Raw genomic sequence first — 25,276 nt, forward strand, 5'->3', positions numbered from 1 at the left:
GTAAACTGCTCATCGTCGAGTGAGAGTTCCCGTCGAATCAATATCAAATGCTAAGCTATCATTGTTTCCGTTGTCGGGAGGAAAGTAGTGGACGTGATCTTCATCGGTTAGTCTATTGTTGTTCTCGTACACGCTATACTCGACGAGGTACGGTTGAGCCTCAGCAACGTTCTTCCGTCGTGCTTGCCCCTGTGGTTTAATGTTGATGCTTGTGTCGTATACCCTCGCTTCACTCCGGGATTTATTGGCACCACTTCTGAAGAGGCTCATCTCAATCGTGTAGGGACTATTAGCGTGACTGAATACAGCGATTGTGAGCATCGATGATGAGGACGATAGCATTGAACAACCGGCCAACCCAGTTACTACAGTTGGTGTTCCGAGAAGGACTTGTCGACGTCTCATGTATGTTCCACTTCGCGCTTTCGGTAAGTGCTTTCCCAATATTGCTGAGTACATGCTCTCTATTTTCCTTGATAGTCTCTTATTCGATAATAGTGATATGGTCACATTCCGAAAAACGCAATAAATTATCGGGGATATGATATTTGAGCACATTTCTAAACGACTGATTGATTCTATAACCAAAGTAGAACGTGGGACGGCAGCGAAGTTGATTCTCCGAATTCACTCGATTTCGGTGATTGACTTCCTGTGGGCAGTATAAGCGGCAGTGGACACCACCCAGATTCTCCTGATCGACTGTTTACTCACATAGGACGGGTGTAGAGCCTGCCACAGTCTCGCTTCAAAAAGCAGGTGCGTGTATCTTGTCACCCAGATTGTCAAAGGGTCTATTATTGATCACGACAATAGTCCCCTACGATGAGTAAGGAGAATCCCCCAAACTCTAACGATGAGACCGAATCCGATGGGATTTCCAATCACTATGACTGGTCCGCGACCGAACCAAGCACCGCCATTGCCAAGACCATTGCCCAGGCAATGAACTGTGAACCATGGGAAATCGATTCACTCTACACGTGTATTGATCCCGAGGCTCTTGATGCGGTCTTCGATGGACACTCGACACGAGACCGCAACTCGGCTACCTCGATCTCCTTTGCCTACACTAACTATACCGTCACTGTCGACAGTACTGGTTCCGTTCGCGTTGCCCCCGCCTAGCACACACTCCAACCTTACACCACATCTCTCTTGCTAATGGGTCCGTCATGCAACCGCCTTCTCTTGCAGAGCCAGTTCACAGTCTCACTACTGGAACTATTCGTCTGCAATACCAGGATCTTCTGTCGGCCGCAATCCCGTCGCCATCAATCGCCGGCTGATCACCACTAACCCGTTGTTGAATCCTCGACCAAAGACGGCCTGCTCGGATTCGATCCCATCTATTGCACTCTTGTGCGCGGTACTGACGAGGATCGTAGCCCGATCCACAAGCAGTAATCGCGTAATCATCGTCTCGTCCTCGAGATCGAGTGCTGAACTATCCAACCACTCCAAGCCAGAATGAAACACCGTTGCGTCGGGCACTGCCGTCATCACCTGATCCCGGAGTTCTTCGGTGAGTGTCCCCACCACCACCTCAACTCCTCTCTCGTTCGCTGCGTGCAGTTGCTGACTCAGGCCATCAGTGAGGATTTCCTCTCGCCCGATGATCAAGACGATCTCTTCGGTTGCGCCATCGATGAGCTGTCTCGTTCGATTTGCAATCGAAGGCGTTCCCGATAACGCCCAGACGTCGTGGGTGACTTCTTCGCCCCCATTCGATTCGGCAGGCTCAATTGCAGTCAGTGTCTCCGCAAGCGTGGCCGTTCGCGACTCGTACTCGTGCCGTAGCGTCTCGGTCGCTTCTTCGACAGGTACTGCACGATATTGTTGTGGGTTCGAGTTTTGTACCTCAACTAAGCCCTTGGTTTCGAGCACTTTGATCGCGTCATACACGCGCGTTCGCGGCACGTCCGAGATTTCGCTGACCTCTTTGGCTGTTGCTTTGGACACGCGAGAAAGCGCGACAAGACAGCGTGCTTCGTACTCTTTGAGCCCGAGTTGTTGGAGCAATTCGACCGCTCGTTGTTGATTAGATAGTTCGTTCATGGTCCCAACCATTTGCCCAGCTATTCTGGGGCTGTTCACACCGTTCTGTCGTTGGCCGTAAGTCAGTTCTTGTCTCGCCACCCTGAACGGCCTCGACAGAGCAATGCATTATCAGTATACATTCTCCTTCCAGACGTATCAAAGACACCCCTCTCCAAACTGCTACACTGATAAATAAACAGTATATGGACCCATTCACCCGCATAATCGCAGCATCGATTTCCTGAATGAGCAATACAGTGGATGAAATCTGCTAATATAGCAATTAATACTGGCTCGCCGGGGATCACACTCTTGCGGTTCGTTCGTATCGATTTGTGACTCAATACACAACTACCTTCTCTGAATAGTATCTGATGGGGTCTCAGTCTGACGGTATTGTACCTGTTGTGTTGATTTGTTGAGGTGTCATTCACTCACATGATCACAGTAGGGTTATACGCGGCGAGCATGTACCTCGAAATGGTACGGAGATCGATTAGGGTCCCAACCAATCACTGCTCCGTACCAAGGCTGCCACATTCGTGGCAGTTTCTTGCCCGCACTACTCATAGACAGACCTCCTGGTACGGGTTGTCCGGCGTTTGAGGAGGTGAATCGACGGTGAAGCAATTGCGTCCCAGTATTCACTCATATTCTCACACATCTTCTTTAGGCTTCCATGATCTACCTTGAGGTATGAGTCGAGGACTCGACAACGTCGATCGCGGAATCCTGTATCATCTCCAGCGTGATGCACGCAATACAACTACCCAAGAGATCGCCGAAACCGTTGGTACCTCGGCGAGTACGGTTCGCAACCGCATCGAAGCGCTTGAAGAGGATGGGATCATTAAGGGGTATCATCCCGAAATCGATTACGAGGCGGCGAACCTGCCCCTCCGAATCCAGTTCGTCTGCACAGCCCCACCAACCGAGCGGGCCGAGTACGTCAGGGAGGTGCTCGAGATACAGGGCGTGATCGACGTTCGTGAGATGCTGGTTGGACGCCAGAATATACACATTGAGGCAGTTGGGACGAGTACCAAAGATATCACACGCATCACGGACGTGCTGCATGAGATGGGACTCACGGTTGAATCGGCCGAAATGATGCGCAAGCGCCACACCCAACCGTTCAACCATTTTCATTTCAGCGAAGAGGCCACTGAGGACTCACCTGAGGACTAGGCGATATTTCGACCGACGCGTCAGTATTCTACCGTCTCCCGGTTCACTAGCAGTCTCGCTAGACCGTCGTTGTTCTCATGAAGACGAAAAGAGGTGTCAAGGTCATCTCTACCAGACTCGACGTGAATTCATGCAGATTAGGGCCAATCGTCGGGTAACTCGTCTGCATGATCGCGCATCAGTGTGAGCAGTGGGGCAATCTCGTCAATGTTGGGCCCACGACGAATCGCTCCTGTGTCCGGGTCCCAGTCGATATAGCCTGCATCCGCTAATTTGGGGAGATGTATGTGGTGGAGTTGTATTTTCATCGATTTTATCTCTGCATCATTCATCTCGTCAGTTGAACTCTTGTCTAAGGTAAACTCATCTTCAGCACGCGGATTCTGATTCAGGACTGCGATCAGAATACGGCGGCGATATGAGTTACCCAGTGTGCCGAGCATGGTGTTGAGCGATGGTGATGTGGTTGCGTGTGACATTGGTCTCTGTCCTGTGTTGCGGGATTGGTGACTCTGTGCGTTCCGCGTGACGGTCCACGCGAAAAACCAGAGAATCCTACATGGCCGGTGACCCCGGTTCAAGCGGCCCTTCGCTGAGTGGGGTACAAACGCTGAGTCTTTGTTGTGGTTTCCGTGGGTCATACGCACAGATGGAGGGAAATAAGGCTGTTGTAACCCAGATATTCAAACTCTGTGTCGATTGTCGCGTACGTAGCAACTTGAGGTCTGTTGCTCATACTGAAGGATCCCAGCTGTTGCCGAGGAAGTGACCCACAAATATGGTGCAGTCGAGACGCGGACGGCGACTTCAAACCGCTCTCAAAATTGCTGTCCGCCACTTGCGATCAGGTGTGTCCACACCCGCTTAGTGCAACATGAGGTAGTGAGACAAATAGACCCTAATCAATCAGGTGCGGGTAGACCACCCCCGAGACTCTCCTGGATTCTGGGACTACAGAGGGCGGTAAGTCTCGCGAACATCCTACCTGGAACCATCGATTTAGTATCGAATCCTAACTAGACACCATCGTGATTCAGCGCGACGTATAATTACGAAGGACTAAGAAAAGTAATGAATGTATCTATTTCTATTCATCATGAAGCTGCTCTTCTGCCTGATTTGATAAGCGGAAGTGATTTCGAGCGGAACGGTGCCCTCATCGAATCACGAAACCAGTCCCTCCGTAGCGAGCGGGCTATCCCAGAAACTCACGAGGAGAAATAAGTTGGGCTATCGATGATCGCGTGGGAACGATCACAGACAGGGTCAGGATAAAGTTAAAGAACGGGTGTGATTGTACTTCGAAGAAATCGTGTATCGTTTATTCCGTTCACAGATCGTAAGGGCTATAGAAACGAGTGCGAATCACGATGAATCGATATCGTCCGGTTGTGTCCCGACGCCGTCGGGCCATCCCGGTGGTACCGCCGCGCTCGGTTCCGCGAACGCTCGCTTGAGTACCATCGGCGTCCGTTCGAGCGAGAGCACTAAATCGCCGTCCTGATTGAACGCACGGAGCTCCGTCGTGACGATTCCGACGTGTTCGCGCGACTCGCTTTCGCGTTTGTCCAGTATCTCGCTCTCCGCGAAGATGGTGTCGCCGTGGAAGACCGGTGCGTGATGGCGAACTTCGTCGTAGCCGAGGTTCGCCGTCGCGTTGACGGAGATATCGATGACGCTCATTCCGACCGCGAGGGCGATGACGAACGTCCCGTCGACGAGTCGTTCGCCGAACTCCGTCTCGGCGGCGTACGCTTCGTTGAAATGCATCGGGTTGCAGTTCATCGTGACGTTCGTGAACCAGACGTTATCCGTTTCGGTCACCGTTCGTCCAAACGGGTGCTTGTACACGTCGCCCACGGTGAAATCATCGAAATATCGCCCGTGCCAGCCAGCAACGAGGCGTCTATCGTTCTCGCTCATCGTTCACATGGCTATGCGACCGAGAGCATACTAAAACGAACGACTCCTAGTGTCCGCTCTCCATCTACTACTGGGATAGTACGGACTCACCGGAAAGCGGTTGTCATCGAAAATCCGCCTCGTATATATCCGTTATCGCGACAACTACTTAAACGAACTCGGTCGGTGACCGTTGCCCTGTCCGACGCGGATCGACCCATTGCGGTCCGGCCTTCGATGTTGGATGGATCGTTCACCCCCACGTCCACCGTGAATCGAGGACGTAGCGGTAGACGCCACTGATCATGATCGCGACGGCGTTCGCCAGCAGATAGAGGATCTCGCCGCTGTTGACGAGCAAATAGAGGATCCCGAGTTGAATGGGGATCGCCGATCCGCGGACGACGTTCGTTTTGAGTAACCCGGCGAGATAGTCGCTCGTGGTCGAATTTCGAGTCGCGCGGAACGTCCAGGCGTTGTTGAGCGAGTACTGAAACAGGATCGTGATCTCGATGGCGATCGCCGCGCCGAGCAAGTAGTTGAGACCGGCCTTGTCGACGAACATCCAAAGCAAAACGATTTGCACTCCCGCAGCGACTGCTCCGACGGCTACGAACCGTCGTAACTGGGGGAAGAGCGGGCCGCGTCGGAGATCGCGAAGAGATTCCCGAAGCATATTTCGGTACCGAGTGGTTCGGACCGTGTATTCCTGTCGTTTCTCTCCGACTCGAACGCCTGTGGAAGCGACGGAAAATCAGGGAAATCCGGAAAGCCGTTCGATGGTCATCTAGTTATCCGACGGTTTTCATCCCTAACACACCTGATAATCGAAGGTATCGAATATTTTGCCAAAGATTTGTGGTGGTCCCATTCCATACCCTGCGTATGACGGACACACACGACGAACTGCTACAACAGTTGAACGAGATGCAGGCGGCACGCGGTATCGACCCCGATACGCGGAAAGTGATCGGTGCTCTCAGCGAAACGGTTCATACGCTCGGCGAGGAGATCGACGACCTCCAAACGCGCGTGAATGAGTTGGAGGAGCGCGCCGCGAAAGACGAACGTTCCGGGGACGACGAGAAAAAGCAGGCGTGGTACTCGGAGCGCTAACCCGACATTCACGTCCCCGCTCCGGTTACTATCCCCCATCCCCATTCCCATTTCCCGCCGCATTCGACCACCCTTCACCCGTGTCCCCGACCGAGTGACGGGGAGTCCTTGTAGCGGTGACTGGAATTCTCCTGCGGCATATCGGAACGATTGGCTCGGCCCGTCCACATGCGACTACACGCCGTTTGACCGACACCCGACACGGATTACCGCGTACGAGAATACCGGGCGTTATGATCGTCCGAATTCATCGTCTATTCTACGAACCACGGGTAGTGGTATCATTTCACATCGAAAACCCATGGGCACAGTCTTTATCATACGACTCGACAATCGCCCCCTACGAATGGACCCCCAGATTTCCCGCCGCCGCTTCCTCCAAATAGGGGCAACATCGTCCTCCATCGGGCTTGCTGGCTGTAATTCGTGGGCTGCCTCGCAGGGCGATGGAACGAAACGAACTGCATCAGGGAGTACAACCAGTTCGAACGAATCGGCATCGAATCCGGATGCGGTCGACGTTCGCGGAGCCATCTATATCCCGTCACGGGCGTTCAACCGGTACCAGATGTGGCGAGAGTACGATCCCGCAGTCATCGAACGCGATCTCGGTTACGCCGCCAGTCTGAACCTCAACGCCATCAGAACGTGGTTGAGCTACGAGTTCTGGTTGGAAGACCGTGACGCACACGAAGAGCGGTTGGAACATTTCCTCGAAACCGCGGAGGCGTACGGACTCCGCGTTCTTCTCGGATTGTTCGATAGCATCGGTGAGGAACCCACCTTCGAGAACCTGTACGATACGGGACTTCTCACCGGCGTTCAAACGTTCTCTCCGTCGACGAGGACGATGCTCGACAAGCAACTCTGGGATACCCCTCGCGAGTTCATCCGGTGGTTCATGACCCGATACGGGAGCGACGAACGGTTGCTCGCCATCGAACTCTCGAACGAACCGGGCTGGCGGAAGTCGTCCCGGAAGTTCGTCGAGGCGATGGCGAAGGTGCTGACGCTCTATCGTGGTTCGGTTCCGCTCACGATGGGTTCCACTAGCCTCGCGAACAATGCCGAGTATCTCGACTGGGGGATGGACATCCTTCAATTCCATTACAACTTCGTCAAGAAGCCATCGTTGTTCCGTCGTGTGCTCCAACAGGCGGCACTGACGAAAGTTCAGCAAGAAAGCCAAGTGTGGCTCTCCGAGTGGCAACGGGTTCGTCCGGGCGATGGATTTTTCGCGGACGTAACCGGCGAGGCACGCTATCCGGACTACGCGTCGCTCGCCCCGCTCATCCATAAAGCGAACGTCGGGAACTTCTTCTGGTCGCTGATGTTACGACCGGCATCGGAACTCCATTTCCGGCGTCAAGGAGTGGTGAACGGCCTGTTTCACGAAGATGGCGCGGTCTGGAATCTCGACGACGCCCGTGCCATCAAGGCGATGTCCGGCGATCCATCGTTCGACGGGACGGAACGGAAGGAGTATCCACAGTGGATGGCCGCCATGGAGAGTTCGACGGTACCGGTGACCGGCCCCCGTCCGAGGTAATCTGCACCGGTTGCACGATACAATCCGTGGTGCAACGGCCATCCCTTCGAGGCCGTTCGACAAGTGTGACGAACCGTACCGGCGGACGATGATGCTCTCCGTCCGAGTTGGAGCACTCGGCCGAGGTCGAACCTCGGCGTACCGGGTTCGTGAACGGTGAAAAGCGACTTCGACGATTTCAACGCTTGTGAACGGATGGAACGTACCCATGGTTTAACGGAGCTTCGTTACGTCCATGGAACGATGCAAAACCCCGAATTCGAGGAACTGCAGGAGCGCGCGTCCGAAGCGGTCACTGGAGAGGAACTCAGGTCCGTCTACGTCGGACTCGTTCACCACGGTGGCGAACAGGAGTACTACTTCGGAAACGATGTCGAGGAAAACGGAGCGTTACAGGAGATGACCGCCGTCCAACTGGGGATGTTACTTCGAGTGCTCGCGGACCGTTCCGATGCCACCGCGGCCGAGATAGCGGACGCCGCGGTAGACCACGCCGCTCAAATGCAGCTCCAGTGAACACGGACGGGCGAAGCGCACACTCTACTCGGACGAGTCGGACGGCGGGATGATCTTTCCGGGATTCAGAATACCGTTCGGGTCGAGTGCCTCCTTGATAGCTCTCATCGCGCCGATCGAGGCTTCGCCGTGTTCCAACTCCATGAACTTCCGTTTCCCAACACCGATGCCGTGTTCACCGGTCGCCGTCCCATCGAGCATGATCGCACGTTCGACGAGTTCGGAGTACGCCTCACCGGCACGGGCGGATTCCTTCGGATCGTCGTAGTTCGCCAGTACGAAGTAGTGGAGATTACCGTCCCCGGCGTGACCGAAGCAGGGAATCGGGAAGTCGTACTCCTCGGCGACGGAGACGACTTCGGAGATCATCTCCGGATACCGGCTGATGGGGACCGTCACGTCGCCGGGCGGCCCGATGTCGAGGTCCGGATCGTACTCTTTTGCCGCATAGGTGATGTCCTTGCGGGCTTGCCAGAGTCGCTCCATCTCCTCACCCGAGGCGATTTCCATCCGTTCGAGGTCGTGCGCTTCGAAGACGTTCCGACAGAACTCGATTTCCTCCTCGATGCCGTGATTGGCATGGAACTCGACGAACACCATCGGTCGCTCGGGCAGATCAGTATCCGAGTAATCGTTCGCCAGCATCGCCGTCTTCTCGTCGATCAGTTCGATCTTCGCCACGTCCACTCCCGAAGTCACGGCATCGGAAATCGCCTCGGTGGCGTCGTTCAACGTCGGGAAGATGGCACGACCACCCTTCACCTGCTCGGGCCGACCGGCGAGTTCGAGCGTTGCTCGCGTGATGATTCCCAACGTTCCCTCGCTTCCGATGAGTAGTTCCTTCAGGTTGTACCCGCTGGAGGTTTTGGCCGCCTTGCTTCCGGCCTCGATGACGGACCCGTCCGACAACACCACTTCCAATTCGAGTACCCAATCGGCTATCTCCCCGTATTTGACCGTCTGTTGGCCGGACGCATCGGTGGCGATCATCCCGCCGATCGTGGAAATGGCCCCCGAGGAGGGAAGCGGTGGGAAGAACAGTCCGTATCGTTCGAGAGCTTCGTTGATATCGTCACCGATGACGCCCGCTTCGACGTCGATCTGGAGGTCGTCGGGACGGATCTCCCGAACGGCGTCCATCCGCGTGGTATCGAGGCTGATACCGCCATGAACCGGCGTGGCGTTGTGTTCCAGTCCGGTTCCCGCAGCGTAGGGCGTGACTGGAACCCCGTGCCGGTTCGCCGCCTTGACGACCGAAGCGACGTCCGCGGTCGATTCGGCAAAGACGACGCTGTCCGGTTCGATCTCGTCCTCTTCACGCGTTCCGAAGTCGCCAGCGTGATTACCCCGGTCGGATCGGCTCTGCGAGACGGTTCCCTCCAACGCGAGATCCGTAAGAAACGAACAATCGTACGCCATAGGAGAGAGACGGTAGGAGGCGGTATAAACCCCCGACTAAGCGGTAGATCTGGAACTGATGATCTCCACGGGAATCTTACACCAACCCCTCACCCGGAAATCATACGATATCTGCCAAATATTCGCATAGAGTAGGAACTATAGAAGCGATATTCTCGGAACTATTAGTATATTTCCCTCGCGGAACGATATTTCGTCCGTACGATATCGGGTACGTACTGCCGACTACCCGTTCAGTAACCGTCGAATATGTCGTTCCGTACCGTGCCGTGCCGTGTTGGTGAGGAATCGGTCGCCAAGCCGTCCCGTCCCCGCGCAGATTGTTTCGGGACGGGAGTTCGTCACCATTCGTTACTAGAGCGACGAAAAAGATTTTATACGGTCTTCCCGGAATCAGGTACTGTGGGACCAGAAATAACGAAGATAGTGAGTACGGAGTTCGCGTACCCGTTGGAGGACGTCGGTACCGACGAACACGGCTTCAACCTCGTCTACGAACCGGGAGCGACGACGGAACGGAAACTGTTCGCCATCGAGGTTCAGACGGACACCGGCATCTCGGGTGAGTACATCGGCGGGAACTCCCCGGGGGCCGCACAGTACAACACCGTCGCCGACTATCTCGTCGGCAAGAACCCGCTCGAACGGGAAAAACATTGGAGCGAGGTCAAGCGTGCACTGCGGAAGTACGATCGGATGGGTATCGGACCCATCGACATCGCGCTGTGGGACTTCGCGGGCAAGTACTACGACGCCCCGATTCACGAACTCCTCGGGACGTACCGCGAACGCATTCCGGCCTACGCTTCCACCTACCACGGCGACGAGAACGGGGGCCTCGACTCCCCCGAAGCGTTCGCCGATTTCGCCGAGGAGTGCCGGGAACGCGGGTTCCCTGGCTACAAGATTCACGGTTGGGGCGGCGGCGACATCTCCCGCGACCTCGACCGCGAAATCGACGCGGTTCACGCGGTTGGCGAGCGCGTCGGCGACGAGATGGACCTGATGCACGACCCGGCCTGCGAACTCGAAACGTTCGGTGACGCGCTCAAACTCGGCCGCGCGCTCGACGAGGAGGGGTTCTTCTGGTACGAGGACCCCTTCCGCGACGGTGGCATCTCACAGCACGCACACCGAAAGCTCCGACAGTCGCTCGATACCCCGATACTCCAGACGGAACACGTTCGCGGCCTCGAACCAGCGGCCGACTTCGTCGCGAACGAGGCGACCGACTTCGTCCGCGCCGACCCCGAGTACGACGGCGGCATCACGGGGGCGATGAAGCGCGCCCATATGGCCGAGAGCTTCGGACTCGACGTGGAGTTTCACGCACCCGGTCCGGCACAGCGACACTGCATCGCCGCGACGCGGAACTCGAACTACTACGAGATGGCGCTCGTCCATCCGAAATGCCAGAACACCCAACCGCCGGTGTATCTGGGCGAGTACTCCGACATGATAGACGCCGTCGATGACGACGGCACGGTTCCGGTTCCGGACGGCCCCGGACTCGGCGTGGAGTACGATTGGGACTACGTCGAATCGAACGCCACCGGAAGCGTGCACGTGTACGAATAAAACGCCTCCTCGATTTCCTTTTCATCGTTCATCGACGGGTGATAGTATATCGCCGCCAGGAGAATGGTTATTAGGACATCTCCACAAGGTCCGTGCATGCCAACGGAATCGACTACGGCGTTCGAATCGTCGCTCCGGAACCTCGACGTTCCGTGTACGGTGACGACCGTCGATGATTTCCCCGACGCGCTGGGCGAAGTCATCGAACGGCCCGCCGTCGGCGTTGATCTGGATATCGACGGCGTCTCGCTCGACGACGCCGACGTGACGCGCTCACCCTCGACGGGACAACTAGCGGATGCGAAAACGGGCGTCACGCCCGCCGCACTCGGCGTGGCGGCCCACGGGAGCGTGGTGCTCCAATCGACGCCCGACGGGACCGAACCGGTGAGCCTCTATCCCCCTCGCCACGTCGCCGTGGTCCGCGAGAGCGACATCGTCCCCGATGTCCGCGACGCCCTCGATTGGCTCGACGGCGAGTTCGAGGACGGTCGGCGTTCCGCCGTGTTCGCCACCGGCGTCAGCGCTACCGGCGACATGGGCGCGCTCGTGGAGGGCGTGCACGGCCCGGCCGAAGTCCGCGTCATCGTCGTGGAGGGTCGCTAGATGAGCGGCGAACTTCGGCGGGAGAAAGCGGCCAAAATCCGGCATCTGTTGGAGACGGAAGGGGCGAGCGTTCAGGAGAACACGACGCATTTCAACGAGGGTCGATACGACGCCGTCGAGGAGTTCGCCGGGTACGAGGGGGTTCGCGAGGAAGCCCGCGCCATCAAGGAGGACGCCATCGACCGGCTTCCGGAACTGATCGAGACCCTCCGCGAATCCGTCGAGGAGAACGGCGGCCACCTGTACGTCGCGGACGACGCGGCGGACGCGAACGCCTACATCCGAGACGTGGTCGGCGAGGCCGACGCCGATTCCGTCGTGAAGAGCAAGTCCATGACGACGGAGGAACTCGAAGTCAACGACGCACTGGAAGCGGACGACGTCGACGTCTGGGAGACGGACCTCGGCGAGTTCGTCGTCCAGATAGCCGATGAAGCGCCCTCCCATCTCATCGGACCGTCGTTCCACCGGACGACCGACGACGTCGCCGACCTCTTCAACGAGTACTTCGACCCGGACGAACCGTTCGAGACGGCCGAACAGTTGACCGACTTCGCCCGGGACTACCTCGGGGAGCGAATTCGCGACGCCGACGTCGGCATGACGGGCGCGAACTTCGTGCTGGCCGACTCGGGAACCATCACGCTCGTCACCAACGAGGGGAACGCCAGAAAGTGTGCCGTCACGCCCGACACCCACGTCGCCGTCACCGGCGTCGAGAAGGTCATTCCGTCGCTTGCCGAACTCGGGCCGTTCGTCGAACTCATCGCCCGGTCGGCCACGGGACAGGACATCGCCCAGTACGTCTCGCTGTTCAGTCCGCCGACCGACTCGCCCACGCTGGACTTCGAGCACCCCGACGAACCGGGATTCGGAAGCCAGCGTGAACGCGATTTCCACCTCGTGCTCATCGACAACGGTCGCATGGCGATGCGCGAGGACGACCAACTCCGCGAGACGCTGTACTGCATCCGATGCGGTGCCTGTGCCAACTCCTGTGCGAACTTCCAGCACGTCGGCGGCCACGCCTTCGGCGGCGAGACGTACACCGGCGGCATCGCGACGGGGTGGGAAACCGGCGTCCACGGCATCGAGAGCGCCGCCGAGTTCAACGACCTCTGTACCGGTTGCTCGCGCTGTGTCAACGCCTGCCCGGTGAAGATAGACATCCCGTGGATAAACACCGTCGTCCGCGACAGGCTCAATCACGAGCACGACTCCTCGGAGTTCGACTTCCTCGTCGAGGGACTGACGCCCGACGAGGAACCCGCGGGCCTCGACCTGCAGAAACGCGCGTTCGGCAACTTCGAGACGTTGGCCAAGGTGGCGAGCAAGACGGCACCCGTTTCGAACCGACTGCTCGACTCCTCGCCCGTCAAGGCCGCGATGGGTCGAATCGCGGGTATCGACCGGCGACGCGACTTGCCGACCTTCCGGGGCGAGTCGCTCGTCGAGTGGTTCGCGGCGCGAGGCGGCAGTCACGTCCGCGACGCCGACCGAACCGCCGTCCTCTACCCCGACGTGTACACGAACTACGTCCTCGTGGAGCGCGGGAAGGCGGCGGTTTCGCTGCTCGAATCGCTCGGCGTCGAAGTCGTCGTGCCGGACGTCCCCGGAAGCGGCCGCGCTCCGCTCTCGCAGGGGATGATAGACACGGCCGCGTCGAAGTCCCGCCGCGTGTTCGACGGACTCCGTCGCCACATCGACCGGGACCGCGATGTCGTCGTCATCGAACCCAGCGACCTCGCGATGTTCAGGCGGGAGTACGAGAAACTGCTTCCCGCCCACGCGTACGAAACGCTCTCCGAGAACAGCTACGAGGTTCTCGAATACGTTTTCGGCCTGCTGGAGAACGGCGCAGACGCGGACGTCCTCGCGCGTTCCGACTCCAAACTCGCCTATCACAGCCACTGCCAGCAACGAACCTTGGGCCTCGACGTGTACACCGAAGCGGTCTTCGAACGACTCGGGTACGACGTCGTCACCTCGGACGTGGAGTGCTGTGGCATGGCCGGGAGTTTCGGCTACAAATCGGAGTACTACGAGTTGAGCATGGACGTCGGGGAGACGCTCCGCGACCAGTTCGAGGACGAAACCGACCGAACCATCGTCGCCTCCGGTACCTCCTGTACGGAACAACTCGCCGACCTCCTGACCGCCGACGTTCGACACCCAGTCGAGATTCTCGCGGGTTCCCTCCGATAGCGACCTGGGAGACGGGGTTCGCCGTTTCGTCTTCGATACCGTCGAACGGTGTCGTTCCTGTATTTTCACCGAATAATGGGGTAAAAGCTATTGCGGACTCCGAACAACGAAGTAGCCGTATGTCAACATCGTTTCGAGGGTACCGACGGGACGACGGGCGAGTCGGCGTCCGCAACTACGTCGCCCTCATCCCGACCTCCGTGGCGGCCAGCCCCGTCGCCCGTCGAATCGCGTCCGAAGCGGGTGAGTGGGCGCGGGCGACGCCCCATCAGATGGGAACGACACAGCCGAGACCGGCGCGCGAACAGACCGAGCGCGTCCTCGCCGGTATCGGTCGGAACCCGAACGTCGGCGCGGCGCTGGTTCTCGAACTCGGAACCGAGGACATCGACGCCGAATCGCTCGCGGACGACATCGCCGCGTCCGGCAAGCCGGTCGAAACGCTCTCGATTCGCGCCTGTGGAGGAACGAAGCGCGCGCTCGAAGACGGACGGCGTCTCGTGGAGTCCCTCCACGAAGGCATCGCGGACGCGCGACGGGAGGAGGCAGACGTGTCGGAACTGATCTTCGGTGCGGAGTGCGGCGGCAGCGACGCGACGAGCGGAATCGCGGCCAATCCGGCGGTCGGGAACGCCGCGGACCGAATCGTCGAGGCCGGTGGCACGGTCAGTTTCAGCGAGACGCCGGAGTTCATCGGCGCCGAGCACGTCCTCGCCGATAGATGTGCGGACGAGGACGTCCGCCAGCGACTCCTCGAACGCGTCGAAGCGCGCGAGGGGCAGGCGAAACTGATGGGCGTGGATCTCCGGGGCGCACAGCCCACGCCGGGCAATCAGGAGGGCGGACTGACGACCATCGAGGAGAAGAGCCTCGGGGCCATCGCCAAGGGCGGAACCACGCCCGTCAGGGGACTCGTCGATTACGCCGAGCAGTTGCCGGTGGGCGGCGGCCTCGTCCTCATGGACACGCCCGGATACGACGTCGAAAGCGTCGTCGCGAAGGTCGCCGGGGGTGCACAGATCGTCGCGTTCACTACCGGTCGGGGATCGACGACCGGAAACCCCATCGCGCCGGTCATCAAAGTCACCGGCAATCCCAACACGTGGGAGCGGATGCGGAACAACATGGACGTGAACGCCTCGACAATCGTGCAGGGCGAGGAAATCGACGCCGTCGGCGAGCGGTTGTTCGAGACCGTTCGGGCCGTCGCGGACGGACGCCGAACCGAAGCGGAACGCCGTCAACTGGAGGAGTTCGCCATCAACGAGATTCAGCCGAACGAACTCGTGGAGGAAGCATGAAGGGCGACGTCATCGAGGACGTCGCCCTCGTCATGGACCGCCGGGACACCGTCGCGACGGCGCTCGCGGATCTCGATGCCGGGAGAACGCTCGCTGACGACGGGCGGGAGGTGACGCTCGCGGACGAAATCCCGTTCGGACACAAGTTCGCGCTCGAATCCATCGACCGCGGCGACGAGGTGTACAAGTACGGAGCCGTCATCGGTCGCGCTACCGCCGAGGTTCCCTCCGGAACGTGGGTTCACACGCACAACTGCGAAAGCACGCGGGGGCGGGGGGACCAGCAGGAGGACGACCGATGACGACCTCCATCGACGGCTACGAACGACCCGACGGCACCGTCGGAATCCGGAACCACGTGCTCGTCGTCCCGTCGGTCATCTGTTCCCAAATCGTCGCCGAACGAATCGCGGACGAACTCCCCTACGCTCGTGCGACGCCGCACGACCACGGTTGCGCGCAACTCGGTGCGGACAACGAGCAGACGGCGCGGACGCTCGTGGGTATCGGAACGAACCCGAACGTGGCAGGGGTCGTCGTCGTCGGCCTCGGCTGCGAGGAGGTGCAGAGCGACGACGTCGCCGATTCGCTCGCCGAACGAGGCGCTCCCGTCCGCGAACTGTCGATTCAGGACGTCGGCGGCACCGAAGCCTGTGTTCGGCGCGGTATCGAACTGGCCCGCGAGCTCTGGATGCAAGCGGACACGCAGGAACGAGCGATTTCGCTCGGGGACCTGACCGTCGGCGTCGTTTCGAGCGACTTGCGCGAGAGCACGCGCGAGGTCGCTGCACCACTCGTCGGCGACGCGGTCGATGAACTACTGGAAGCGGGCGCGCGGGTCGTCGTCGCGGGTACCGAGCGCGTACTCGCGCATCCGGACGACGCACGCGCGCGAACGACGTCGGATGCGGCGGCTCAACTCGACGAGTTGCTTTCCCGCCATCGAAGCCAACCGCCGCGAGCGACGCGCGTCGGGATGCGGGCCGCATCGCTCGATTTCGATGACGGCACCCGCGAGTGGGGTTCGTCGAACGTCGAGGAGGTCATCGAGTACGGGTCGCCATCGTCCCTCGATTCCGGTCTCGCCCTCCTGGATGCTCCATCCCGGTTCGAGGAGGCGGCGACCGGTCTGGTCGCTGCCGGTGCCGGACTCATCGTCCATCTCACGGCCGACGGGATTCCCGCGGGCCATCCGACCGCTCCCGTGCTCAAGGTTTCCGGGGAGCGCTCCACGGTCGGTGCGCTCGCGGACGATATCGACGTGGACGCGACGGCGGCGACGGCCAACGACCTGTGCTCCTCGATTCGCGCCGTCGCCGATGGGCGACCCTGTGCCGTCGATGAACACGGTCTGACCGAGTTTGCGATAACCCGAGTCGGCCCCTCGATGTAACTATGCGATTCACGGCCCTCCTATCGACGCGGTTCGGTCAGCGTTCGATTTCTCGCGGTGAAGGCTCCGCGCCTGGACGGTGGCCGGGATGAACGGGGACGACCGCCGAACCGTCGCCGTCGCGTCGTTCGCGCACGGATTGGTGCACACGTACGAACTGACCATTCCGCTCCTCATCCCGCTCTGGATGTCCACGTTCTCCGCGGATGCGGCGACGATAGGGGTCGTCGTCACCGTCGGATACGGCCTCTTCGGCGTCGGAGCGCTCCCGAGTGGCATCCTCGCCGACCGCTACGACACGCGAACACTCATCGCTGCCAGTGCAGTCGGGATGGGGGCCGGGTTCGGCCTCTTGGCGTTCGCACCGAACCTCCTCGTCCTCACGGTCGGCCTGCTGTTGTGGGGCGGTGCGGCGAGTATCTACCATCCGACCGGCCTCTCGTTGCTCAGCCGCACCGTCTCGGAGCGCGGGCGCGGCCTCGCGGTCCACGGCGTCGCCGGGAACTTGGGAACCGCGATGGGACCGCTCGCCGTTTCGGTGTTGCTCGCGGACCTGTACTGGCGGTACGTCGCGGCGCTTCTCGTCGTGCCCGGGGTACTGATCGGTGCGCTTACGCTCGTCGTTCACACCGACCCGACCGGTCGAGAGGAAGTGGAGCGGGAGGACGGGTTTCGAACCGACCTTTCGATGGCATCGTTCCTGTCCTCATCGAAGCGACTTTTCGAACGCGGGTTTTACGTCATCTTCCTGCTGGTCGTTCTGGAAGGGTTGTTCTACCGCGGCGTGCTGACGTTCCTGCCGGACGTGTTCGAGACGGCGGCCGGGTCGGGAGCGGTGTTCTCCGGCTTGCTTCGCGACTTGTCCGGGTACCTGTACAGCGGGTTACTCCTCGTCGGCGTGGTCGGCCAGTACGTCGGCGGATGGCTCGTCGATAGGACGGACCCGGTCCGCGGACTGATCCTCGTCTTCCTCTGTTTGGCCGGGGTTTCCACGGCGTTTGCGACCATCGCCGCGGACGGTTCGTGGAGTCTCGTTCCCCTCTCCGTCCTCCTCGGCGTCTTTCTCTTCGGAGAACAGCCGCTCATGCAGGCGACCGTCGCGGATCACTCCTCGTCCGATACGCGGGGTCTGAGCTACGGTTACACCTACGCAGGCGTCTTCGGAATCGGGGCACTCGGCGCGACGCTCGCCGGATACGTCCTCACGCGAGCGAGCGTCGCCTCGCTCTTCGCGGTACTCGCGACGGTGGCAGTCGCCGCCGCCGTCGTTTCGGCCTATCTCCGAGGGAGGCACGACGGGAGTGCCAACACATCGGTATCTCTTTTTAATAATTAAATTAATATTCCAAAAATATTTATCAACCTCGTGTGGGTACTTTTCTCACGGTAGCAGAGGTTACAACATGACTGCCAAGTCAGCGCAAGAACAGACAGGCATAGAGCGGCCGGTTGAAGAACCAGGACGGTCGAAGGAGCGGTCGATCACGTTCCCGACCCCGCCGAAGGAACTGCAGAAGGGGTCGAGGGACTGGAAGAAGTTGCTCGCCTACTTCGGTCCCGGTGCCATCGTCGCCTCGGTGACGCTCGGTTCCGGTGAAACGTTGTTCGCCCCCCGCGGCGGTGCGATTTTCGGACTTTCGATAATCTGGGCGCTCGTCTGGGCGGGACTCGTCAAGGGTATCATGACCTACTCGGGCGTCCGATACTACACCCTGACCGGCGAACACGTGATGTCGCGATGGGCAAAGCTCCCCGGTCCTCGCGGATGGTTTTCCCTCCTGATGGGCGGAATCGCTATCCTCGCCTTTCCCGCGTGGATCAGCGGACTGTCCAAGATGCTCGGCCAGATAATCGCGTGGATATTCGGCCTCCCGATGACCGATACGGTGTTTGCCTCTATCGGAACGGTTCTGATCGTCGGAACCGCGGGACTCGTACTCATCGGCGGGTACGACTACGTCGAACGCGCACAGATCGCAATCGTGGCGTTCCTCTCGGCGACCATCGCCGTACTCGCCATCGCCGCCCAACCGTCGCTCGGCGGCGTTCTCGGCGGCCTCGTCCCACACATGCCGTCGGGGTACGCGCCGTTCGTCTACGAGAAGTATCCCGACGTCGCAAGTCGCTCCGTTTGGATCGAAGTCGTCACCTACATGGGTGCAGTCGGCGGCGGCATCTACGACTACATCGGCTACGTGGGCTATTCGAAGAAACGAAGTTGGGGCGTCCTTCGCCGTGAGGACTCGGAGGAGATATCCGATTTCGTCCGCGAACTCGCGCCGGGAACGACGGTGCCCTTCGAACTGACCGACGACAACCTCAAGCGGGCCAAATCGTGGTTGCGAGCCCCGCAGGTCGACGTCATCATCTCGTTCACCGCGATAACCTTCTTCACGGCGGCGGCGATGGTGTTGGGAGCACAGAGTCTCCACAAGGCACAACTCATCCCCTCGGGCATCGATCTCTACACGTTTCAGGCGCGGTGGTTCTCGGCCATCAACCCGGGCCTGACCATCCTCTGGAAGATCGGCGTGTTCTTCGCCATCTTCGGGACGCTCTACGCGACGTGGGAGGGGTACACGTGGACGTGGCTGGAGACGGTCAAACCGTTCTCGTCGCGCGCTCGTAACCTGGAACGGGATAACATGACGAAGGCGCGGATCATCACCATGATCTATGCTGGTGGTATCGGTCTGGTTCTCATCTGGTCCGGACTGTCCGCCGTGGCCATCGTCACCCCGGCTTCCATCATCGGCGGCGTGTTCGGGTGTGGCCTCTGGTGCTGGGCGATGCTGTGGGCCGAGCGAACTGCACTTCCGGAGGAACTGCGGAGCGGGTGGGCGCTCACGGTCGGACTGATCATCTCCGGCGTGTTCCTCACCGGTGCGGGCGTCATCTCCATCCTGGAGTACCTCGGGTTCGCCTCGTTCTGAGACGATCCCTTCGGCCTATTCTACTCGGGCAGTTCGTCGAGAACGGCGTCCAGATAGCGAACGATAGTGTTCGCGTGACGACGACGCAGGAAGCAGTATCCGGCGATGATGCCGCCGATGGCCGTCACGGCTATAGTCACCGGAATCGCAGCGAGGGCGAGAATTCCGGAGAGACCCGTCAACGCCCCCCACAGTTTCCGTTTCTTGCGGTACTCCGTTCGCACTTCGTCGATGATCTCGCGTCGTCGCTCGTCCGATACCTCCCCCTCCTCCGGCACGTCGTACCGTTCCGTCAATCCCTCGTTCGGTGACGAACGACCCCCATCGACCCTGACGGCGAAGGAGCGACGGAGGCAGTAGATCCCGACGACGAGCGGAAGGAAGCTTTCGACGAACCCGATTCGGAGATAGGCGAGGATGGTGAGCGAAAAGGCACCGACGGTGAGGGACTCCCAGAACAACTCGGAATCGAGGACCGAGGTCTTCGAGTGCGACATGCTACTACAGATGCCGAGGATCGGAAATCAACGTTTTGGTTACGAATCTATAACTACCAAAATAAACGAATGGATCGTCGGGATTTCATCGCCGAGGACGAATCGGACGCGGTTCGATCTTTATCCTCTCATACTTCGATCCGTCCCGGCCGAACACTTAATATCTCGGGGCGAACCGTTGTATCCATGCAATTCGACTGGATGGTTCAGTGTTACGCCGGTGCGGGCGTCCATCGGGACGCGCCGCTCTACGACGCGCTGGACCGCGACTCGGTGCTCGCCGGGGCGGACGCGGCCGTCGAATCCGGCCTCGGTGGCCTGTGGGCACCCGATCACTTCATGCTCGGCCCCAGACGGGAGGAGTTCGAGGTGTGGACGTTGCTGAGCGCGCTCGCCGAGCGAACGGACGACGTCGACCTCGGCCCCCTCGTCGGTTCGATCACGTATCGGAACCCCGCACTGTTGGCGAAGATGGCGACGACGGTGGACCTGCTCTCCGAAGGTCGCCTTCGACTCGGCCTCGGGGCGGGGTGGCACGAGGCGGAACACGCCGCGTACGGTTTCGACTTCCCGGACGTCAACACCCGGATCGACATGCTGGAGGAGACGATACAGGTCCTCCGGGCAATGTTCACCGAGGACGCCCCGACCTTCCACGGGAACCACTACGACATAGAGGACGCATACAACGAGCCGAAACCCGTGCAGGAGCCGTATCCGCCGCTGGTCGTCGGCGGTGCCGGTCCGCGGATGCTGCGACTCGCCGCGAGGTACGCCGACGAGTGGAACGTCGAAATCAGCGCCCGTGCTCGGGGGAAACCAATCGAATTCAAGGTTCGGAAGTTCGACGAGTACCTGCGAGCGGAAGGGCGCGACCCGGATGACGTGGAGCGCTCGTGGCTCTCCCACGTCCTCGTCCGCGAGGACGAGGACGAACTGCGGGAGTACTGCGACCGCATCTTCCCGCTGCCGTGGGGCGAGGAATCGGACATGGACGACGAGCTATCGGACGCCGAAGACGCCCGCGAAAAGGGTGGCTTCCTCATCGGAACGCCCGCCGAAGTGGCCGACCAAATCGACGCGATTCGCGGCCTCGGGTTCGACAAACTTCAGTTGTTGTTCCTCGATTTCCCGGAAACGACGGGAATGGAACTGTTCGGCGACGAAGTGATCCCGCGGTTTTAGTCCGCGCTGACGAAGTGTTCGAGGGTTCCGACGCCCTCGATTTCGACCTCGACGCAGTCTCCGTCCGCGAGCGGACCGACGCCCGCCGGTGTTCCGGTGATGATGACGTCACCCGGTTCGAGCGTCATGTACGCCGTGATCTCCTCGATTATCTCCGGTACGGTGAAGATGAACTCGGCGCGGGAGGAGTGCTGTTTGACCTCCCCGTTCACCCGCAATTCGACCGTTGCGTCGTCCGGGACTTCCTCTGGCGGCGCGACGACCGGGCCGATGGGGGCCGACCCGTCGAACGCCTTCCCGCGAATCCAGTTCTGTTCGACCATCTGGTCGTCGCGGTTCGAGACGTCGTCGACACAGGTGTACCCCTCGATGACCGAGTCGGCGTCCTCGGCGGCGACGTTTCGGCACTGCTCGCCGATGACGACGCCGAGTTCGGCCTCGTATTCGACCTGTTCTTTCCCCTCGGGGAGCGAAATCGTATCGCCGTGGCCCGCCACCGAGTTCGGCGGTTTCAGGAACAACAGCGGTCGCTCCGGAACCTCCATTCCGGACTCCGCCGCGTGGTCCGCGTAGTTCAGGCCCACACAAACGATCTTGCTCGGTTCGGTCGGCGGGAGGATATCGACCTCGTCCGGGTCGTACGTACTGTCTGCGAAGACGATGCCGTCGTCCGTCCACGAGCCTGTTCGGACGGCACCGGCGGGGTCGCGAAATCTGACGTGAGACATGTACTCACGATTCCGGCGGATGCTCAAAACCCTTGCCGTTGCGGCAGGGTTACGCGTCGAAAAGTTCCGTGAACGTCCGCGCCCTGAGGTAGCGCTGGTCCCGGGGGGAGAGGAATCTGGCTTCCGTGACCCAATCGAGACACTGGTCGTACGTCGCCCAGTCGTCCATCCACGGGTAGTCCGAACCGAGCATCAAGCGGTCCGCGCCGAACCACTCGACGAGGTTTCGAACGTACCCCCAGAGGTCGCGATACGGCCACCCTTCGATGGACGAACGGGGCAACGAACTCACCTTCACGTAGACGTTGTCGAACGCCGCGAGGTCGCGGAAGTCGCTCCACGGTTCCGAATCGGGGGTCGTCGTCCCGTCCGGCCACGCCATGTGGTCCACGACGAACGTGACGTCGGGATGTGCCGCCGCGAGTCGGCCGACGAGTCCGAGTTGCTGTGCTTTCGGGAACACGAACACGCACCCATCGAGCGTCGCCATCTCCTCCCACACCGGCGCGAGCGCGTCGTCGAGGATCCAGTCGCCGGTACGGTCGAGTTCCGTGGGAGCGTCGTCGTACTCCAACGCGGCGTGCATTCGAACGCCGAGCATACCGTCGTGGTCCAGCACCGCCCTGAGACGGTCACGAACGTCGTCTGCGAAGAAGTCAACGAGTCCGACGCCGTGGAGACGGTCCGGATGGGCCGCAATGCATTCGAGGGTGTAATCGTTCGCGCCGCGTTCCCGGCCGTACAGCGGCGTGGTGACGATGACGCTCTCGTCGATGCCGACGCGGTTCATGTCCACGATGAGGTCCTCGTGGGTGTACTCCCCGGACCATCCAGGGGGGAGAACGGATTCGTACCACGGCCGTTGCTCGGAGTCCGCTCCCCACGCGTGGACGTGTGTGTCGATCAGCCGCATCGTTCACCACGACGTGATCCGCACGTCCTTGAGCGGCGTATCGAGCGGCAGGTCCACGTGACTTTCCGTGTAGTCCGAGATGTAGAATCCCACGATGATTTCGAGCGACCGCATCGCGTCCGTGCCGGGGGAGTGGTTCTCCGCGTCCCCGTTCAGCAGGTCGACGATGTGGTTCGCGGCGTTCGGGAACGCTCGACGATAATCCTCGTCCCACGACCACGCGCCGGACACGCCGGGAATCGGCCGCTCCACGTGGGTTCCGTCTTCGAGGGTCCAGTAGCGCCACTCGCCGTCGTCGTTGTTGATGTACAGTTTCCCCTCCGTGCCGACGAACTGGAGACTCATCGACGATATCTCGCGAGCGACGGTGCAATCGACGGTGGCGAACGTGCCGTCGTCGAGGAGCACGTGGCCGCCGCCGCCGGAGTCGGTCACCTCCCGCGTCCCGCCGAGCGCATCGACGGCGTCGTTCTCCCCGTTGATGTAGCCGCTGACCGTGGCCGCTCTGGCGTCGAGCAGATAGACGAGCAGGTCGAGGACGTGGGTCGAGTTTCGCATCAACTCGCGTCGGAAGGTCGCCGCGATGGACTTCGTCTCCCCGACGATACCTTCCTCGATGGCGCTTCGTAGCTCCTGGACCTTCTCGGTGAACCGGAACGAGTGATTGACGACGAGTTCGGTGTCGGTTTCCTCACAGACTTCGGTCATCGTTTCCGCCTCGGCGACGCTCGCGGCGATGGGTTTCTCACACCAGATGGCGTCCGGGTCCGCGTCGGACTCCGCCGCCGCGACGACGTGGTCACGATGGAGGTACGAGGGCGTGCAGACCGAAACGACGTCTAACTCCTCGTTTTCGAGCATCGCGTCGTGGCCCACGTAGCGCCCCCGTTCGGGGATGTCCCACGCTTCCCCGAACCGGTCGAGTTTTTCCTCGTTCACGTCCGCGACCGCGACGAGTTCGACCCCGTCGGTTTCGTTGTACCCTCCCGCGTGGCTCGCTCGAAACTTCTTCCGACCGATATCCGCTTCGTCGTGCATTCCGAGGATTCCCATCCCCGCGATACCACCAGCGCCGATGATACCAGCTCTGTAGACCATACTACTACACGTCCCCCCGTGTACTTGATTGATTTGGTGGTCTAGACGGAACGAACGCCACAGGACGACGAATGAAGCCCGTCTCCCAGAAATCGTGTCGACTTCGATTTCCCCGGTTCTCACCGTTTCCCGTTCGATTTTACTTCGAAGTAGGCTTTCTGGAATTCAGAACGCTCCATCGATGCCGATATGTGTTTTCGTACGGCTACATTCGGAAATTCGTCCGGATTTCGACGGGAAAAACCAACAAACGTTTTCAACCCGTGGCCGGTCGAGTGGCGTTCTTCCGCCGCCCACCCTCCCACGGACACGACCCTAGAGCACCGGTGGTTGAAAGCAGCGAATGGACGGTACTCGTCCTTGTGAGGAAATCCTCACGGCGTCTTCCCCCTTTGGATGGAGAACGGTCATCGAAGTCCCGTTTTCCGTTTCTCCGTTCGGACCCCGAACGGCGGATCTTTCGTCCTGTTCGGCGGTGAATCCGCAACGGTTCGAACTTCCTCCTGATCGATGACCATTCTCCCCGAACACCTCGTTTATTCATCCACGTATGTTTCTGAATTGGAGAACGGTGTGTCGAAGTTCGTTCCCTATCGGTAGCTCCGCCGAGCATCGGCGGAATCCGATTCCGTACGCTCGAACAACCATCCTGTCGGAGCGGGTTTTGCTCGTCCGAAAACGGTTTTACCGCCCGTTCAAACGCTCATCGTTTCGTTGACGAGTCGTCCGATACGGTCGATATCGATGGTTACCTCGTCACCTTCGGTGAGGGTGAACGACTCCGGCGGCACGAGTGCGGTTCCGGTGAGTAGAACCAACGTCTCGGGGAGAACGTTGTGCTGTTTGAGATACGAGACGAGTTCCTCGCAGGTAGTCGCCATCTCGCTCGTCGATGTCGAGTCCTCGTACATGATCTCGCCGTCGCGTTCGATCGTCAGCGACATTTCGAGGTCGTGAGGGTCCTCTACCGTCTCGTCCGTGGCGATACACGGGCCGATAGAACAACAGCGGTCGTACACCTTCGCCTGCGGGAGATACAGCGGATTATCCCCTTCGATGTCGCGGCTGGAGACGTCGTTGCCGATGGTGTAGCCGACGATTTCCCCGCG

The 25,276-nt window shown here is 60.1% G+C and carries 24 protein-coding genes; 14 read left to right on the forward strand and 10 right to left on the reverse strand.

Going from position 1 to position 25,276, the window contains the following annotated elements; all coding sequences use genetic code 11:
* Nucleotides 1–825: 825 nt before the first annotated feature.
* Complete coding sequence (locus tag NKF26_RS24535; RefSeq protein WP_369682183.1) at nt 826–1,128, forward strand: HalOD1 output domain-containing protein; 303 nt, start codon at nt 826–828, stop codon at nt 1,126–1,128.
* A 96-nt stretch (nt 1,129–1,224) separates the two neighbouring features.
* Here the strand turns inward: NKF26_RS24535 and NKF26_RS23125 are convergent, their stop codons facing one another.
* A complete protein-coding gene (locus NKF26_RS23125; protein WP_253234941.1) occupies nt 1,225–2,058 on the reverse strand; it encodes a TrmB family transcriptional regulator in 834 nt (277 codons plus the stop codon).
* A 678-nt stretch (nt 2,059–2,736) separates the two neighbouring features.
* On the opposite strand from NKF26_RS23125, the gene NKF26_RS23130 reads away from it, so the two are divergent.
* The gene (locus NKF26_RS23130; protein WP_253234942.1) at nt 2,737–3,228 is read left to right on the forward strand and encodes an Lrp/AsnC family transcriptional regulator; all 492 of its coding nucleotides are present in this window, start codon (nt 2,737–2,739) and stop codon (nt 3,226–3,228) included.
* 137 nt (nt 3,229–3,365) lie between these two features.
* Here the strand turns inward: NKF26_RS23130 and NKF26_RS23135 are convergent, their stop codons facing one another.
* The 3 genes from NKF26_RS23135 to NKF26_RS23145 all read right to left on the reverse strand — a co-directional run bounded on the left by NKF26_RS23135 (nt 3,366) and on the right by NKF26_RS23145 (nt 5,806).
* Nucleotides 3,366–3,707, reverse strand: coding sequence for an ArsR family transcriptional regulator (locus NKF26_RS23135; RefSeq protein ID WP_253234943.1), 342 nt, complete (start codon nt 3,705–3,707; stop codon nt 3,366–3,368).
* Nucleotides 3,708–4,593: 886 nt separating this feature from the next.
* Nucleotides 4,594–5,151: a MaoC family dehydratase gene (locus NKF26_RS23140; RefSeq protein ID WP_253225962.1), complete on the reverse strand. Its 558-nt coding sequence runs from the start codon at nt 5,149–5,151 to the stop codon at nt 4,594–4,596.
* A 232-nt stretch (nt 5,152–5,383) separates the two neighbouring features.
* Nucleotides 5,384–5,806, reverse strand: a complete 423-nt coding sequence (locus tag NKF26_RS23145; RefSeq protein ID WP_253225963.1) for a GtrA family protein — start codon at nt 5,804–5,806, stop codon at nt 5,384–5,386.
* 209 nt (nt 5,807–6,015) lie between these two features.
* Here NKF26_RS23145 and NKF26_RS23150 point away from each other — a divergent pair, with 209 nt between their 5' ends.
* The 3 genes from NKF26_RS23150 (at nt 6,016) to NKF26_RS23160 (ending at nt 8,311) form a co-directional block, all read left to right on the forward strand.
* Nucleotides 6,016–6,246, forward strand: coding sequence for a hypothetical protein (locus NKF26_RS23150; RefSeq protein ID WP_253225964.1), 231 nt, complete (start codon nt 6,016–6,018; stop codon nt 6,244–6,246).
* A gap of 346 nt (nt 6,247–6,592) precedes the next feature.
* On the forward strand, nt 6,593–7,795 hold the full coding sequence (locus NKF26_RS23155) for a glycoside hydrolase (RefSeq protein WP_253234944.1): 1,203 nt from the start codon (nt 6,593–6,595) through the stop codon (nt 7,793–7,795).
* Between the two features lie 243 nt (nt 7,796–8,038).
* Complete coding sequence (locus NKF26_RS23160) at nt 8,039–8,311, forward strand: hypothetical protein (protein WP_253225966.1); 273 nt, start codon at nt 8,039–8,041, stop codon at nt 8,309–8,311.
* 24 nt (nt 8,312–8,335) lie between these two features.
* Here the strand turns inward: NKF26_RS23160 and NKF26_RS23165 are convergent, their stop codons facing one another.
* On the reverse strand, nt 8,336–9,730 hold the full coding sequence (locus NKF26_RS23165) for an FAD-binding oxidoreductase (protein WP_253234945.1): 1,395 nt from the start codon (nt 9,728–9,730) through the stop codon (nt 8,336–8,338).
* 402 nt (nt 9,731–10,132) lie between these two features.
* Here NKF26_RS23165 and NKF26_RS23170 point away from each other — a divergent pair, with 402 nt between their 5' ends.
* From NKF26_RS23170 to NKF26_RS23205, 8 genes are all read left to right on the forward strand, one after another.
* Nucleotides 10,133–11,308, forward strand: a complete 1,176-nt coding sequence (locus tag NKF26_RS23170; protein WP_253225968.1) for a mandelate racemase family protein — start codon at nt 10,133–10,135, stop codon at nt 11,306–11,308.
* Nucleotides 11,309–11,404: 96 nt separating this feature from the next.
* Nucleotides 11,405–11,914: an LUD domain-containing protein gene (locus tag NKF26_RS23175; protein ID WP_253234946.1), complete on the forward strand. Its 510-nt coding sequence runs from the start codon at nt 11,405–11,407 to the stop codon at nt 11,912–11,914.
* The gene (locus NKF26_RS23180; RefSeq protein WP_253225970.1) at nt 11,915–14,119 is read left to right on the forward strand and encodes an LUD domain-containing protein; all 2,205 of its coding nucleotides are present in this window, start codon (nt 11,915–11,917) and stop codon (nt 14,117–14,119) included. It abuts the gene before it with no gap.
* 119 nt (nt 14,120–14,238) lie between these two features.
* Nucleotides 14,239–15,420: a UxaA family hydrolase gene (locus tag NKF26_RS23185; RefSeq protein ID WP_253225971.1), complete on the forward strand. Its 1,182-nt coding sequence runs from the start codon at nt 14,239–14,241 to the stop codon at nt 15,418–15,420.
* Nucleotides 15,417–15,722, forward strand: coding sequence for a UxaA family hydrolase (locus NKF26_RS23190; RefSeq protein WP_253225972.1), 306 nt, complete (start codon nt 15,417–15,419; stop codon nt 15,720–15,722). The genes NKF26_RS23185 and NKF26_RS23190 overlap by 4 nt, the downstream gene beginning before the upstream one ends.
* On the forward strand, nt 15,719–16,813 hold the full coding sequence (locus tag NKF26_RS23195) for a UxaA family hydrolase (RefSeq protein ID WP_253225973.1): 1,095 nt from the start codon (nt 15,719–15,721) through the stop codon (nt 16,811–16,813). The genes NKF26_RS23190 and NKF26_RS23195 overlap by 4 nt, the downstream gene beginning before the upstream one ends.
* An 88-nt stretch (nt 16,814–16,901) precedes the next feature.
* Nucleotides 16,902–18,149 carry an MFS transporter gene (locus NKF26_RS23200; RefSeq protein WP_253234947.1) on the forward strand — a complete coding sequence of 416 codons (1,248 nt, stop codon included), beginning with the start codon at nt 16,902–16,904 and terminating at the stop codon, nt 18,147–18,149.
* Between the two features lie 67 nt (nt 18,150–18,216).
* The gene (locus NKF26_RS23205; protein WP_253225975.1) at nt 18,217–19,746 is read left to right on the forward strand and encodes an Nramp family divalent metal transporter; all 1,530 of its coding nucleotides are present in this window, start codon (nt 18,217–18,219) and stop codon (nt 19,744–19,746) included.
* A gap of 20 nt (nt 19,747–19,766) precedes the next feature.
* Here NKF26_RS23205 and NKF26_RS23210 read toward each other — a convergent pair whose 3' ends face one another.
* Nucleotides 19,767–20,243: a hypothetical protein gene (locus NKF26_RS23210; protein ID WP_253234948.1), complete on the reverse strand. Its 477-nt coding sequence runs from the start codon at nt 20,241–20,243 to the stop codon at nt 19,767–19,769.
* Nucleotides 20,244–20,429: 186 nt separating this feature from the next.
* Here NKF26_RS23210 and NKF26_RS23215 point away from each other — a divergent pair, with 186 nt between their 5' ends.
* Nucleotides 20,430–21,428 carry an LLM class flavin-dependent oxidoreductase gene (locus tag NKF26_RS23215; protein WP_253234949.1) on the forward strand — a complete coding sequence of 333 codons (999 nt, stop codon included), beginning with the start codon at nt 20,430–20,432 and terminating at the stop codon, nt 21,426–21,428.
* Here the strand turns inward: NKF26_RS23215 and NKF26_RS23220 are convergent.
* From NKF26_RS23220 to NKF26_RS23235, 4 genes are all read right to left on the reverse strand, one after another.
* Nucleotides 21,425–22,156, reverse strand: a complete 732-nt coding sequence (locus NKF26_RS23220) for a fumarylacetoacetate hydrolase family protein (RefSeq protein ID WP_253225978.1) — start codon at nt 22,154–22,156, stop codon at nt 21,425–21,427. The genes NKF26_RS23215 and NKF26_RS23220 overlap by 4 nt on opposite strands.
* Nucleotides 22,157–22,205: 49 nt before the next feature.
* A complete protein-coding gene (locus NKF26_RS23225; RefSeq protein ID WP_253234950.1) occupies nt 22,206–23,069 on the reverse strand; it encodes an amidohydrolase in 864 nt (287 codons plus the stop codon).
* Nucleotides 23,070–23,072: 3 nt separating this feature from the next.
* The gene (locus tag NKF26_RS23230; RefSeq protein WP_253234951.1) at nt 23,073–24,167 is read right to left on the reverse strand and encodes a Gfo/Idh/MocA family protein; all 1,095 of its coding nucleotides are present in this window, start codon (nt 24,165–24,167) and stop codon (nt 23,073–23,075) included.
* Between the two features lie 695 nt (nt 24,168–24,862).
* Nucleotides 24,863–25,276: fumarylacetoacetate hydrolase family protein (locus NKF26_RS23235; RefSeq protein ID WP_253234952.1), on the reverse strand; the 414-nt coding region annotated here is incomplete at its 5' end.

It is taken from the genome of Haladaptatus sp. AB618 (assembly GCF_024136965.1).
In the GTDB taxonomy this organism is placed as follows: Archaea; Halobacteriota; Halobacteria; order Halobacteriales; family Haladaptataceae; genus Haladaptatus.

Excerpts from the sequence above, each read along its gene's own strand:
- NKF26_RS23165 (WP_253234945.1), bottom strand. The coding sequence starts at position 9,730 with ATGGCGTACGATTGTTCGTTTCTTACGGATCTCGCGTTGGAGGGAACC.
- NKF26_RS23160 (WP_253225966.1), top strand. The coding sequence starts at position 8,039 with ATGCAAAACCCCGAATTCGAGGAACTGCAGGAGCGCGCGTCCGAAGCG.
- NKF26_RS23185 (WP_253225971.1), top strand. The coding sequence starts at position 14,239 with ATGTCAACATCGTTTCGAGGGTACCGACGGGACGACGGGCGAGTCGGC.
- NKF26_RS23225 (WP_253234950.1), bottom strand. The coding sequence starts at position 23,069 with ATGCGGCTGATCGACACACACGTCCACGCGTGGGGAGCGGACTCCGAG.
- NKF26_RS23210 (WP_253234948.1), bottom strand. The coding sequence starts at position 20,243 with ATGTCGCACTCGAAGACCTCGGTCCTCGATTCCGAGTTGTTCTGGGAG.
- NKF26_RS23135 (WP_253234943.1), bottom strand. The coding sequence starts at position 3,707 with ATGTCACACGCAACCACATCACCATCGCTCAACACCATGCTCGGCACA.
- NKF26_RS23220 (WP_253225978.1), bottom strand. The coding sequence starts at position 22,156 with ATGTCTCACGTCAGATTTCGCGACCCCGCCGGTGCCGTCCGAACAGGC.
- NKF26_RS23175 (WP_253234946.1), top strand. The coding sequence starts at position 11,405 with ATGCCAACGGAATCGACTACGGCGTTCGAATCGTCGCTCCGGAACCTC.
- NKF26_RS23150 (WP_253225964.1), top strand. The coding sequence starts at position 6,016 with ATGACGGACACACACGACGAACTGCTACAACAGTTGAACGAGATGCAG.
- NKF26_RS23140 (WP_253225962.1), bottom strand. The coding sequence starts at position 5,151 with ATGAGCGAGAACGATAGACGCCTCGTTGCTGGCTGGCACGGGCGATAT.
- NKF26_RS23145 (WP_253225963.1), bottom strand. The coding sequence starts at position 5,806 with ATGCTTCGGGAATCTCTTCGCGATCTCCGACGCGGCCCGCTCTTCCCC.
- NKF26_RS23125 (WP_253234941.1), bottom strand. The coding sequence starts at position 2,058 with ATGAACGAACTATCTAATCAACAACGAGCGGTCGAATTGCTCCAACAA.
- NKF26_RS23215 (WP_253234949.1), top strand. The coding sequence starts at position 20,430 with ATGCAATTCGACTGGATGGTTCAGTGTTACGCCGGTGCGGGCGTCCAT.
- NKF26_RS24535 (WP_369682183.1), top strand. The coding sequence starts at position 826 with ATGAGTAAGGAGAATCCCCCAAACTCTAACGATGAGACCGAATCCGAT.
- NKF26_RS23195 (WP_253225973.1), top strand. The coding sequence starts at position 15,719 with ATGACGACCTCCATCGACGGCTACGAACGACCCGACGGCACCGTCGGA.
- NKF26_RS23205 (WP_253225975.1), top strand. The coding sequence starts at position 18,217 with ATGACTGCCAAGTCAGCGCAAGAACAGACAGGCATAGAGCGGCCGGTT.
- NKF26_RS23180 (WP_253225970.1), top strand. The coding sequence starts at position 11,915 with ATGAGCGGCGAACTTCGGCGGGAGAAAGCGGCCAAAATCCGGCATCTG.
- NKF26_RS23200 (WP_253234947.1), top strand. The coding sequence starts at position 16,902 with ATGAACGGGGACGACCGCCGAACCGTCGCCGTCGCGTCGTTCGCGCAC.
- NKF26_RS23155 (WP_253234944.1), top strand. The coding sequence starts at position 6,593 with ATGGACCCCCAGATTTCCCGCCGCCGCTTCCTCCAAATAGGGGCAACA.
- NKF26_RS23190 (WP_253225972.1), top strand. The coding sequence starts at position 15,417 with ATGAAGGGCGACGTCATCGAGGACGTCGCCCTCGTCATGGACCGCCGG.
- NKF26_RS23230 (WP_253234951.1), bottom strand. The coding sequence starts at position 24,167 with ATGGTCTACAGAGCTGGTATCATCGGCGCTGGTGGTATCGCGGGGATG.
- NKF26_RS23130 (WP_253234942.1), top strand. The coding sequence starts at position 2,737 with ATGAGTCGAGGACTCGACAACGTCGATCGCGGAATCCTGTATCATCTC.